This is a genomic window from Paucilactobacillus suebicus DSM 5007 = KCTC 3549 (assembly GCF_001434475.1).
Classification (GTDB): Bacteria; Bacillota; Bacilli; order Lactobacillales; family Lactobacillaceae; genus Paucilactobacillus; species Paucilactobacillus suebicus.
This window is the reverse complement of record NZ_AZGF01000004.1, coordinates 94,730-107,088: the sequence shown is the minus strand read 5'-3', so window position 1 is coordinate 107,088 and position 12,359 is coordinate 94,730. Positions and strand designations below refer to the sequence as shown.

10 protein-coding genes and 1 pseudogene are annotated in these 12,359 nt (G+C 39.0%); 3 read left to right on the top strand and 8 right to left on the bottom strand.

The features are described 5' to 3' along the window. Nucleotides 1–15: 15 nt before the first annotated feature. Nucleotides 16–431, bottom strand: a pseudogene (locus FD16_RS02960) (bis(5'-nucleosyl)-tetraphosphatase). A 126-nt stretch (nucleotides 432–557) separates the two neighbouring features. On the opposite strand from FD16_RS02960, the gene FD16_RS02955 reads away from it, so the two are divergent. Continuing rightward, entirely contained in the window at nucleotides 558–1,949 is a 1,392-nt protein-coding gene (locus FD16_RS02955; RefSeq protein WP_010621536.1) for an APC family permease, read from the top strand. 378 nt (nucleotides 1,950–2,327) lie between these two features. Here FD16_RS02955 and FD16_RS02950 read toward each other — a convergent pair whose 3' ends face one another. The 5 genes from FD16_RS02950 to FD16_RS02930 are packed head-to-tail and all read right to left on the bottom strand — an operon-like array spanning nucleotide 2,328 to nucleotide 7,295. Next, complete coding sequence (locus FD16_RS02950) at nucleotides 2,328–3,476, bottom strand: cation:proton antiporter (protein ID WP_010621535.1); 1,149 nt, start codon at nucleotides 3,474–3,476, stop codon at nucleotides 2,328–2,330. Nucleotides 3,477–3,498: 22 nt separating this feature from the next. Beyond that, nucleotides 3,499–4,572 carry an ABC transporter substrate-binding protein gene (locus tag FD16_RS02945; protein ID WP_010621534.1) on the bottom strand — a complete coding sequence of 358 codons (1,074 nt, stop codon included), beginning with the start codon at nucleotides 4,570–4,572 and terminating at the stop codon, nucleotides 3,499–3,501. Continuing rightward, nucleotides 4,569–5,393 carry an ABC transporter permease gene (locus FD16_RS02940; RefSeq protein ID WP_010621533.1) on the bottom strand — a complete coding sequence of 275 codons (825 nt, stop codon included), beginning with the start codon at nucleotides 5,391–5,393 and terminating at the stop codon, nucleotides 4,569–4,571. The genes FD16_RS02945 and FD16_RS02940 overlap by 4 nt, the downstream gene beginning before the upstream one ends. Next, complete coding sequence (locus tag FD16_RS02935) at nucleotides 5,390–6,220, bottom strand: ABC transporter permease (RefSeq protein WP_405045382.1); 831 nt, start codon at nucleotides 6,218–6,220, stop codon at nucleotides 5,390–5,392. Before FD16_RS02935 ends, FD16_RS02940 begins: the two co-directional genes overlap by 4 nt. Then, complete coding sequence (locus FD16_RS02930) at nucleotides 6,213–7,295, bottom strand: ABC transporter ATP-binding protein (RefSeq protein ID WP_010621531.1); 1,083 nt, start codon at nucleotides 7,293–7,295, stop codon at nucleotides 6,213–6,215. Before FD16_RS02930 ends, FD16_RS02935 begins: the two co-directional genes overlap by 8 nt. Before the next feature lie 131 nt (nucleotides 7,296–7,426). Here FD16_RS02930 and FD16_RS02925 point away from each other — a divergent pair, with 131 nt between their 5' ends. Further along, entirely contained in the window at nucleotides 7,427–9,823 is a 2,397-nt protein-coding gene (locus FD16_RS02925) for a Xaa-Pro dipeptidyl-peptidase (RefSeq protein WP_010621530.1), read from the top strand. Here FD16_RS02925 and FD16_RS02920 read toward each other — a convergent pair. Together FD16_RS02920 and FD16_RS02915 are read right to left on the bottom strand one after the other, a co-directional pair. Next, nucleotides 9,811–10,350 carry a biotin transporter BioY gene (locus FD16_RS02920; RefSeq protein WP_010621529.1) on the bottom strand — a complete coding sequence of 180 codons (540 nt, stop codon included), beginning with the start codon at nucleotides 10,348–10,350 and terminating at the stop codon, nucleotides 9,811–9,813. The two genes, FD16_RS02925 and FD16_RS02920, sit on opposite strands and share 13 nt — an antisense overlap. After that, the gene (locus tag FD16_RS02915; RefSeq protein ID WP_010621528.1) at nucleotides 10,343–11,326 is read right to left on the bottom strand and encodes a biotin--[acetyl-CoA-carboxylase] ligase; all 984 of its coding nucleotides are present in this window, start codon (nucleotides 11,324–11,326) and stop codon (nucleotides 10,343–10,345) included. Before FD16_RS02915 ends, FD16_RS02920 begins: the two co-directional genes overlap by 8 nt. A 109-nt stretch (nucleotides 11,327–11,435) precedes the next feature. On the opposite strand from FD16_RS02915, the gene FD16_RS02910 reads away from it, so the two are divergent. Further along, nucleotides 11,436–12,347, top strand: a complete 912-nt coding sequence (locus FD16_RS02910) for a proline-specific peptidase family protein (protein WP_010621527.1) — start codon at nucleotides 11,436–11,438, stop codon at nucleotides 12,345–12,347. Nucleotides 12,348–12,359: the final 12 nt, after the last annotated feature.

The following is a 12,359-nucleotide window of genomic DNA, read 5'->3' as shown; positions in this document are numbered from 1 at the left end:
TCCTATCTAGTTAGATTATTTTTCAGTTAAATGTTTATCGACTTGATCTAATAAACCTTTTAAATTATCGTATGTTAATTGTTGACGAGCATCAGAGTAATTAAACCAACCGGAATTTTTGATTTCCTCGTTCTGAAGTTTAATTTGATTTTGCTGATTTAATTCAGCTGTAAACAATGTCATTTTCTTATGATTGCCATTTGGTAAATCATATTCTGTTTTAACAGAAAAATCACTATTAATCTCCAAGTTAAGGTGAGTTTCTTCCATAATCTCTCGTTGGGCAGTTTGAATTAAATTTTCTCCATCTTCTACATGGCCCTTAGGAAATCCCCAAAAATGTCCCGGGTTTGGCTTTGTAGTAGTAAATACTCGATCTTATCATTTACCTGGCGATAAACTACTGCACCACTCGTTACTTCAATCTTCATAACTTCACGATTCCTTCCAAATATCAATAAATTAGTCTAATTTTAATTGACTTTTAATCTTAACCAACGGTATGATGTTACCTAGTTTAAACGCAATCATTCATTTTATCAAAGGTGGTTTGTTGTATGTTTTCTAATTTATTCCGTAAGGAAAGTCTAGACCGTTATCTTGAACGTGACAATCGTTTTGCAAAGACATTATCGGCATTTGACTTAATGGCCTTAGGAATTGGTGCCGTCATTGGTACCGGTATCTTTATTTTACCAGGAACTGTTGCTGCGACAACTAGTGGACCAGGAATTATTTTATCATTTTTAGGATCCGCAATTGTTTGTGCTCTTGCCGCAATGTGTTATGCAGAATTTGCTTCATCAATGCCCGTTGCCGGCAGTGCGTATTCATACGGTAACGTTGTTTTTGGAGAAATCATCGGCTGGATTCTTGGATGGGCACTAATCCTTGAATACATGTTGGCCGTTGCTGCCGTATCAACTGGATGGGCTGCTTACTTTAATTCGTTTATTGAAGGATTCGGCCTTCACGTACCAACGGCCATTGCGGGGCCATTTGATCCATCTCATGGTACGTACGTTAACTTGGTCGCAATTATTATCGTATTGTTAATTTCATTCCTCTTATCTCGTGGAATGACAACCTCAATGAGAATTAATAATTGGGCGGTCATCATTAAAATTGCCATCATCATTATTTTCATCATTGTTGGTGCATTTTACATCAAGCCAAGTAACTGGCATCCATTCTTACCATACAAATCAAGTGGTGTTCTACAGGGTGCAGCATTAGTTTTCTTCGCTTACTTAGGATTTGATGCCGTTTCTTCCTCTGCCGCAGAAGTAAAGAATGCTAAGAAGAATATGCCAATTGGCATTATTGGAACGCTGATCGTCGCCACTATTCTTTACATGGCCGTTTCAATTGTCCTGACTGGAATTGTTAAATATACCAAGTTAAACGTTGCTAACCCAGTAGCTTTTGCACTACAATACGTCAATCAAAACTGGGTTGCCGGATTAATTTCAATCGGTGCCTTGATTGGCATGTTCACCATGATGGTTACGATGATTTATTCTAGTTCTCGATTGGTATATTCAATTGGCCGTGATGGCCTCTTACCTAGCTATTTAGATAAGATTAACGAGAAACACAAGATACCAAGTAACGCCTTGATCACAGTGACCATCATTATCGCCGCAATGGGCGGACTAGTACCACTTGATCAATTAACCAGCTTGGTTAATATCGGTACACTACTGGCATTCACATTCGTCTCATTTGGAATTATTCCATTACGTCATCGTAAAGATATCAAAAATCAGGGTGGTTTCAAGGTTCCTTGGTACCCATTTCTGCCAATTTTGTCAGGCCTTGCTTGCTTGGTAATGCTGACACAACTAAAGATGGAAACATGGATCGGTGCCGGTATCTGGTTCTTGTTAGGAATCATTTTATACTTTAGTTATGGCTACAGACATAGTAAACTGAGTCATTCAAATTAATCAGTGTAATTTAAACAGTTAATCATCGTTAGAATAAGCCTCTAATCTAATAATCACGAAATCAATGGTTGTTGGAGTAGAGGCTTATTTTTTATTGTCGCCGTGATTTTGTGTAAATGTTCATTTTTCAAATAATGCCTGATTTTCATAATTTTTTTCTCTTCAATTTTCAGCTTATTCGTCTGAAACGTGCTTCAAGAGACTGCCCCACATCAAATAAGACTTTCGTTTTATTTCTCTTTCCTTTTGAGCTTTCCTCTTATGCAGCTGAAACGTGCTTTAAGAGACTGCCCCACATCAAATAAGACGATAACACATAAGTCCCAAATTCGGGGACTTATGTGTTATCGTCTTATTTGAAACGGGGCATAGCGTCTCTTAAAACACTCTCCTAAAATAATACTTCAACATCAGCGGTGCGATTAGCGTACTCAACACAATCACAATTACCAAATCAGAATATTGTCCACCCGATAAAATATTCGCTGACAACCCAATTTGTGCAATTATTAATGCCATCTCTCCTCGCGAAATCATTCCAGCTCCGACTGCTAACCCGGACGACCAACTGAAACCCGTCAGTTTGGCTCCAATAGCGCCACCGTAAAGTTTAGTTACAACTGCTAAAATCGTTAGTACTAAAATTAATACCCACTGATCCAGTACACCATCAAACTTCATTTCTAATCCAATGCTGACAAAAAATATTGGAATAAAAAATGCATAGCCAATTGGTGTAACTGTGTTTTCAATTTCTTGTCTGACACTTGTCTGGCCAACCGCAATTCCTGCGAAGAAGGCCCCGACAACGGCACTCAATCCAACTAAATCAGCGACATATGCCATTGTCAAACAAACAACGATCGAAAGAATGGTTGGTGCCGAATTAACTAACATTCGATTGCCAAGTCTCATCACCCATGGTGCTACCCATTTTACGAATAGATAAACGGCAACAAAGTAAACCAATTGAATCAACAGGCTCCACTGTAACGGCAGTTGATTACCGCTACCACCATCGTGGGTTAAAGTAACAAACACACTCAAAATTAAAACTGCCAATATATCGTCCACCACTGCTGCCCCTAAAATTGTGGTTCCTTCTTTGCCGTTCAGCCGCTTCATCTCTTGTAAAACTTCAACAGTAATTGAAACCGATGTTGCAGCAAATGTAATTCCCCAGAAAACGGCATGTTCCGTAGTGAGGTTGGCCACCTTGCCTGCCACCACAAACACAACCATTGGTACAATTACACCACAAACAGCAACACTCAAAGATGGCCTAAGGTAACGCTTTAGCAATTGCAAATCACTTTCTAACCCAGCCATAAACATCAGAATGATCACACCAATTTCTGCTAAAAACGATAGAATTTCGTTTGGATGAACTATGTTTAGTAACGCAGGACCAAGGATAATACCAACAACAATTTGCCCGATCACGGCTGGAATCTGAAATCTCTGTGCTAACGTGCCAACAATTGCTGTACAAAACAACATCAGTGCAATAATTCCTAATTCCGCCATTGTTTTTCTCCTCTAATTTGTCTTACTTCTTAAACATCTTAAACTCTAGAAATAAATCGTTGTAGTGACCGATCACTTTTAGTGGTAGGTCACGATAAACCTGTAAATGAGCAACCGTACTATTATCTGGATAAAATTCTTTATCATTTCTAACATTGGACGGTAAATACTTCATTGCGGCCTTGTTTGGAGTTGAGTAGCCAATATATTCCGCATTTTGAGCAGCATTTTTGGGTTCAAGCATAAAATTCAAAAACATGTAGGCAGCCTTTTTATGCTTAGCAGTTTTAGGGATCACCCAATTGTCAAACCACATATTACTGCCTTCGCTAGGTACCACATAATGAAGGTGTGAATTTTGACTCATCATCTCAGCCGCTTCACCAGAATATGTGACCGCAATTGGAGCCTCATTTTGCTCCATATACATTTTTATTTCATCTGCCACGACTGCCTTAGTATTAGGTGCCAACTGATCAAGTTTTTGCGATGCTTGTTGTAGATGGTGATAGTTGGTTGAATTAACTGAATAACCCAGAGTAATCAATGCCACTGCCATCATGTCCCGTGCGCTGTCAGTGAGCATAATATCATTTTTAAATTGCGGGTTCCATAATTGCTTCCAATGTTCAACCTGACTTCGTTTAACAAATTTATCATTATAAACAATGCCAAGAGTCCCCCAAAAATATGGTACCGAATAATCGTTGTGCGGGTCAAACGTTAAGTTCATAAACCGCGAATCAATATTTCTCAGGCCTGGTAGTTTACTCTTATCAAGCTTATCTACGAGGTGCTGTCGTCTCATTCTTTGAACCGTGTAATCACTAGGTACAGTTAGATCATAGCTAGTACCACCCTGTTTAATTTTAGTTAGCATTGCTTCGTTACTATCAAATGTCTCATAGTCGACGTGATAACCAGTTTCATGTTCAAACTTAGTTATCAGGGATGGATCAATATAATCTCCCCAATTGTAAATAGTCAAAGTCTTCTTTGTGTCACTGCCTGACTTCAGATTAATTTCATAATTAATTCCAAATAGTACTAAACACAAGGCTAGAATTCCCGCTAAGATTATCATTAATTTTTTCATTGGCTAATCTCTTCTTCTGCGGCTCTCGCACGATGGATTTTTTTACTTTCATTGTACCTAGTCAATGCGTAATATCCACCAACTAGTAACAATGACACCACAAACATTAATGTTGAAAGTGCGTTAACCTCCAAATCAATTCCTTGTCTTGCACGCGAATAAATTTCAACCGACAACGTTGAAAATCCGTTTCCAGTTACAAAAAAGGTCACGGCAAAATCATCGAGCGAGTACGTAAATGCCATAAAATAACCGGCAAAAATTCCTGGCGTAATTGCTGGTAAGACCACCCGAGTTAATGCTTGCCATTTTGTTGCTCCCAAATCATAGGCTGCATCGATCATGACCTGAGACATTTCATCAATTTTCGGTAGCACCATCAGGACAACAATTGGAATTGAAAAAGCAATATGGCTCAGTAATACGGAGCCAAATCCTAATTTAATTCCTAAGAAGGTAAAAAAGATTAAAAAACTAGCCCCAATGATAACGTCTGGAGAAACCATTAAAACATTATTCAAAGATAAAATACAATTTCGCAACGATCGTTTACGCAATTGTTGAATTCCCAGCGCGCCAAATGTCCCAATCAAAGTGGCAATCAGAGCAGATAAAACGGCGATAATGACAGTATTAATCACAATGCTGATCATTCGAGTATCTGCAAACAATGTTAAGTAGTGTTGCCACGAAAAGCCAGTGAATTTATCCATCGTCTTGCCAGCATTGAATGAGTAGAAAATCAAATACAGAATTGGTAAATATAAAACTGCAAATACCAAAATTAAGTAGAGGTTACTCAAATGAAACTTCTTTTTCATCGAATTTGACCTCCTCTATTTTTACGATCTCTGGTCAAAAACATGACCACAAACATTGCTAGAATCAAAATAATCCCAATTGTGGATCCCATCCCCCAGTTTTGAGTCACCAGGAAATGCTCTTCGATAGCAGTTCCAAGCGTAATCACCCGATTGCCACCAATTAATCTGGTAATCATGAAAAGGGATAACGACGGAATAAAAACGGCTTGAAATCCAGCCTTCACTCCAGGCATTGTCAGTGGCACAATCACTCGTCTAAAGGTTTGCCAATTACTTGCACCAAGATCACGACTAGCATTGATCAGAGATGGGTTTAGCTCATCCAAAGAATTAAAAATTGGCAAAATCATAAATGGAATCTCAATATACGTTGCCACAAAAATAAAACTCGCATCAGTAAATAAAATTTGATGACTACCAAGACCCACAAATCTCAAGAAATCATTTACGGAACCATTTTGACTAAACAACCCAATAAATGCATATGTCTTTAACAATAGATTAATCCAGGTTGGTAAAATAATTAGCAGCAACCACAACTGTTTATTCTTCAGCTGGTTAATTAAATACGCGGTTGGATAACTGATGGCCAGTGCCAACACGGTAATAATCAGGGCATACCAAATAGAGTTAAACGTCATTTTTAAATAAACGCTGGATGATAAATATTCTTCGTAGTTAGCGAAGGTGAAATGCCCTGTGATACTGAAAAATGATTGATACAAAATCAGTGCCATTGGTGCAATAACAAATAACGCAATCCATAGGAAATATGGTGTCAGATATGCAGCTTTACTTTTCACAATCCCATATCTCCTATTCATATTGTTCTAGTCTGGCGTCAAAAGTAGCCTCATCTTCACCAAAGCGCATCACGTGAATGTCTTCAGGATCAAAGTTCAGACCAACCATTTGACCAACGGTTGTTTTATGAATTGAATTAATCTTCCACTCATTATCGTTCACATCATGGGCTGTAATCTGATAGTCAACACCGCGAAATAGTTGTGTATCTACAGTTACATTCATTTTACCGGTATTTGCTGGGGCAATATCCAAATCTTCAGGACGAATAACGATTTCAACTGCTTCATTGGTCTTCATACCTGCATCCACACATTCAAAATCATGGCCATCAAAAGTGACAATATAATCGTCTTTCATTTTGCCGGGAATAATATTACTTTCTCCAATAAAATCTGCCACAAAATGGTTAATTGGCTCATCATAAATGTCAACTGGCGTACCGCTTTGTAAAATTTTGCCTGCATTCATGACAAAAATCTGGTCACTCATTGCTAAGGCCTCTTCTTGATCATGGGTTACAAAAATAAAGGTAATACCTAGGCGTTGCTGCAGTGCCCGCAGTTCACCTTGCATTTCCTTTCTTAATTTATGATCTAGCGCAGACAACGGTTCATCCAATAACAGCACCTTAGGCTCGTTTACAATTGCACGTGCAATCGCTACCCGTTGTTTCTGACCACCAGACAACTCATCAATATTTCGCTGACCATAGCCACTTAGCTGAACTAATTTCAAAGCGTCAGATATCTTATTCTTAATAATTTTTTTATCGACTTTTTTTATTTCTAACCCAAAAGCAACGTTTTGTTCCACATTTAGGTGCGGGAATAATGCGTAATCTTGGAATACTGTGTTAACTTGTCGTTGATTAGCTGGCACCTCGTTAATCGTTTGCCCGTTAAACAATATCTCACCGCTGGTTGGATGTAAAAAGCCGGCAATCAAACGTAAAATTGTCGTTTTTCCACAGCCTGAAGGCCCTAACAAGGTATAGAATTTCCCCGCCTCAATTTCGAAATCGATCTGTTTCAATACTTGTGTTTCGTCAAAACTTTTAATTACGTGACGAAATTCAATAACTTTACCAGCCAATCCATAACCTTCTTTACTGTCTCAATATATTTGATAGTTGTGGTAAACTAATCCTTAATCATTATACGGAATCTAACACTATTCGTGAACAAAAATGTTTGTCGGTATCCGAAAAATAAGGAGCATTTATGATGAAAAATAATCAGTTTGCAATTATGCCAGTTTCACATGAACAAAAGGTACGAGAATTAACTGAAATTGGGTTCTTAAATAATTCTACTATTATCACAGACGCCACGGAATTATGGCTGTCATTTCTTCATCGAGCCATTTTAACTAATCCAGCACCGGCTGGATGGAATCAATTTTGTCATAACACCCTTGCAACTGAAATTTATACTCTAGAAGAATTTATCGCTCGTGGCCTGCAAATTAACGAATCTGTTTTTAAACTGGTTTCGTTACAATTACTCGAATTCGAAGATGAAACTGACTTCCAAGTAACAGATCCAATCCAGGCTTGGGACACAATTCAGTTACCTGCTGTCAATATTACTAATAATTCAAATTCCATCATTGATGCTTGGTATGATTTACTATGTACTCATACAAAAAACGGAGTTCAATACCTGGATTTACTGACAAGCCAAGGGTTCTTCGTATCAACATACTCAAAATCAATCGATTCAAGGCCTCGTTTTTTCAATGGTAAAGCGCTGGCAGTATATGATGAAAGTAAGCTAATTCGTGAAGTGGTTTATGTTGAAACCGACATAGATACAGATAATGATCACCACGCTGATTTAGTTAAAGTGGAAGTCATGCGACCAGTTGAAACAAATAATGGTTTTAAGGCACCAGCAGTTTATACGGCTAGCCCATATAATCAGGGTACAAATGATAATTGGGGAGAACAAAGAACACATAACGTTCACACCAAGCTACATCATAAGTCTTCAGAGACTCACAGTAGCGAACCTGTTTTCAGCGAGGATTTTGAATATCAAATAACTAAGGGCATCACCAAGCAAACGGAAGAAACGTATACTCATCAGGCGTCTTATACATTGAATAATTATCTCGCCGTTCGCGGTTTTGCGATCGTCTATTCTGCTGGCATTGGTACAAAAGATAGTGATGGTTTTCAAACTTGTGGTTCTCCAGAACAAACCGATGCCACGGTTGCAGTCATTGAATGGCTTGCTGGCAAACGACAAGCATTCACTAATCGCACCGATGGCATTGCGGTCACCGCTTGGTGGTGCAATCAAAAAGTAGCGATGACCGGACGCTCTTACCTTGGAACACTAGCAACTGCTGCTGCAACGACTGGCACCCCTGCTTTAAAAACAATTATCAGTGAAGCCGCCATTTCCAATTGGTATGATTATTATCGCGAAAACGGTCTAGTAATGGCACCAGGCGGGTTTCCCGGAGAAGACGCAGATGTACTAGCAGCGGAAACTTTCAGTAGAACAAAAAATGTTGGTGATTATTCCAAAGTTAAACAATCCTTTTCGGATTATTTAGATTCAATGACCACTTCAATGGATCGCAATTCAGGTGATTACAACGAGTTTTGGCAACGGCGAAATTATCGATCTAACATTAAAAATATCACCGCTGATATCATGATGGTCCACGGATTAAATGACTGGAATGTTAAAGTTAATCAAGTGAAGAGTCTGTGGGACGAACTGCAAAAGCTACCCGTAGCTCACAAAATCGTCCTCCACCAAGGTCAACATATTTATATCAACGCTTTTAGATCAATTGATTTCACAGACATTGTTAACCTATGGCTCACTAATAAACTTTGGGATGTCCACAATGGAGCAAATGAGATAATACCTGATGTGATCGTTCAAGATAACGTTGCACCGGAAACATGGCGTTCGTTTGATAATTGGTCAACGAACAACCCTATAAAGTGGCAGTTATTGCCCCATACCCTGTCAAAAAATTCGACATCCGCCAATGAACAACAATCATTTAATGATCAGCTTGATGAAGATACATTTCGCCGTTTCGACCAGCATCCGGAACAGTGGCAGTCTGAATTGCTGACTTCAAAAAACGGGTACAGCCTATTATTTAAGACTGCACCCGTTAAGGATGAATTAATTTTACGTGGCACACCACAGTTAACGTTAAGTGTCGCTTCATCAAAAAATTACGGTATGATCAGCGCCCAGCTGGTTGATTTTGGTGAGGCAAAGCGATTCAATATTTCTCCGACTGTCCTTGATAGAAACGGAATTGAACTCGGCCACCTTTGGCAAAAGGATGATTTGCGCGAGTTCCAATTAGCAAGTAAATCATCCCCATATAAGGTCATTTCATACGGACATATCAATATGCAAAATCGAACCTCGAGCGATAAAGTTGATGATTTAAATGCAAATGAATTGGTTAACCTTACTTTTAACCTTCAGCCTCTTTTTCATCATCTAATTACAGGTCATCAACTTGGTCTAGTTGTCTTCAGTACCGATTTTGGCATGACCATTAGGGCTAATGACGATTTGAAATACACAATTTCACTCGATACAAGTTTCCTGAAAATACCAAGCTTTCAGCGAATTTGAAATGGTAGACGAGCGTAAGACAAAATTGTCTTAGCAACTGCGGTTGCAAGAACTGCTTTAATGATTCCTGGAATAATAAATGGAATTAAACCGGCAGTAAGAGCAGCCGGCCATGATAGTTGACTGTAAAACTTTAACCAAACGGTTCCCACCAATAACTGAGCGGCTGCTCCCACAATGTTACCAAGTGTCAGATAAAAGACTGTCGGCCGACGTCTTAAAGCAATAATTATCCATGATTGGATAAAAAAGCCAAGAATAAAACCGCCAAGCGGACCAAATAATACGCCAATTCCAGCTCCCGCACTCGCAAATACCGGTAGGCCTACTGCACCGAGTAACATATATAGAATTAATGTTTTATTTGCCAATCTAAAACTGACAATTGATGCTAAAAGACCCACCGCCAAAGTTTGACCAGTCAGTGGGACAACCGGTAACGGAATTGTTAGTTGTGAACAGACTGCCAAAATCACCGCTAACTCTGCGGCAAATAAATTTTCTCTTAATCTCTCATGATTACCCATGGTACTTTCCCTCTTTCAAGTTTAACTTCGTAATCTCACCGGCACTCACTACTTGAGTGCCTTTTTTGGTGTTTAAAACGAGTGCACCCTCATCATTGATTGTTTCAACACGCCCATCAAATTGCTCATTGCCAATTCGTACCGTTGCCTTTTTACCAATCACCATACAACGCTCCCGATAACGCTTCATATAGCTAATTTCTGGATGATCGACTAAGGTACTAACTTCGTTAATGACGTTAACCACAGTTTGATTACGGTCCAGTTGCTGATTATCCTCAGTGATTGCGCCGACTTTTTTTCTTAAATCAGCCGGGACAACGTCATTTTCTGCTAAATTGATGCCAATGCCAACAATGACACTTGAAATCTGCCGGCTTTCAACATCCGCAATGGCCTCGGATAAGATTCCTGCAACTTTATGATCGTTCACAATTAAGTCATTAACCCACTTAATTTTTACATTAACTGGATATTGTTTTTCGATCGCTTGAGCAGCGGCAACCGCGACACCCGTCGTCAATAACCCTGGATCAAAATCGGTTTGGGTAACTGGCAATAAGAAGCTTATATAAATTCCTGTATCGCTTGGAGAATAAAAATGACGACCAAATCTTCCATAACCGGTGGTCTGTTCATTAGCGACAACCACAGTCTGCTTTATTGGTAATTGTGCCGCCAATTCTTTAGCTCTTAAATTAGTTGAGTTTACCTGATCATGCACCTCGAGATGCCATCTTGAATCAATTTTATTTCTAATGATTGCATCGCTAAGTGTCTGATTCGGTGTAAAGAAATAACCCTTTCCAGACTGGCTATCTATCTGATAATTTTGCTCTTGCAATAATTTAATAGCTTTCCATACGGCGGTTCTTGAAATATTTAGTGTTTCAACTAGCTGCTTACTGCTTGTCCACTCTTTTGGATGCTGAGCTAAGTATTGCAAAACTGTTTGTTTTGTTTCGATCTCTTTCACCTCTGTTAACCAATAATTGATATTAGGTTAACAGAACTAAAATTATTTGGCAAGGCCCATATGTTTGAGCTACACTATAAACAACAAATTTTAGAAAACAGGTGACTCTATGAAACAAGGAACTACCATCTTAACACTTGATAACGGTTATCATCTTTGGACTAACACCCAAGGCACTGGCGATATTCATTTGCTATGTCTTCATGGTGGCCCTGGTGGTAACCACGAATACTGGGAAAACTTTGCTCAAGAACTCAAGAAACAGGGCCTCGACGTAACCGTCCATATGTACGATCAACTTGGTTCGTTTTACTCAGATCAGCCAGACTATTCAGATCCAAAAATTGCGGACAAGTATCTTACCTATGATTATTTTCTCGATGAAGTTGAAGAAGTCCGCCAAAAGCTCGGCTTAGATAACTTCTATCTGATCGGTCAAAGCTGGGGTGGCGCTCTTGTTCAAATGTATGCGTTGAAGTATGGCCAACACCTTAAAGGTGCGATCATTTCTTCAATGGTTGATAACATCGATGAATATGTCACAAACATTAACAAGGTTCGTGAAGATGCACTCCCAGAAGAGGCTGTTGCTTATATGAAGGAATGCGAAGCAAAAAACGATTACGATAACGAACGTTACCAGAAATATGTTGATGTTTTAAATGCCGGATACGTTGATCGGAAGCAGCCACCTGCCATTTCTCACTTGATCAGCACAATGGCAACACCAGTCTATAATGCATTCCAAGGAGATAACGAGTTCGTTATTACTGGTAAACTAAAGGAATGGGATGTTCGTGACCAAATTCATAACATTACTATGCCAACACTGATTACATTCGGTGAACATGAAACAATGCCGATCGCGACTGCTAAACGAATGGCAGAGACTATCCCTCATGCACGTTTAGTTACAACACCAAATGGTGGTCATCATCACATGATTGACAACGCTCCAGTCTATTTCAAACATCTGGCTGATTTTCTCAATGATGTTGAAACTGGTAATTTTAACGAGTAAATGGAGAGTTTA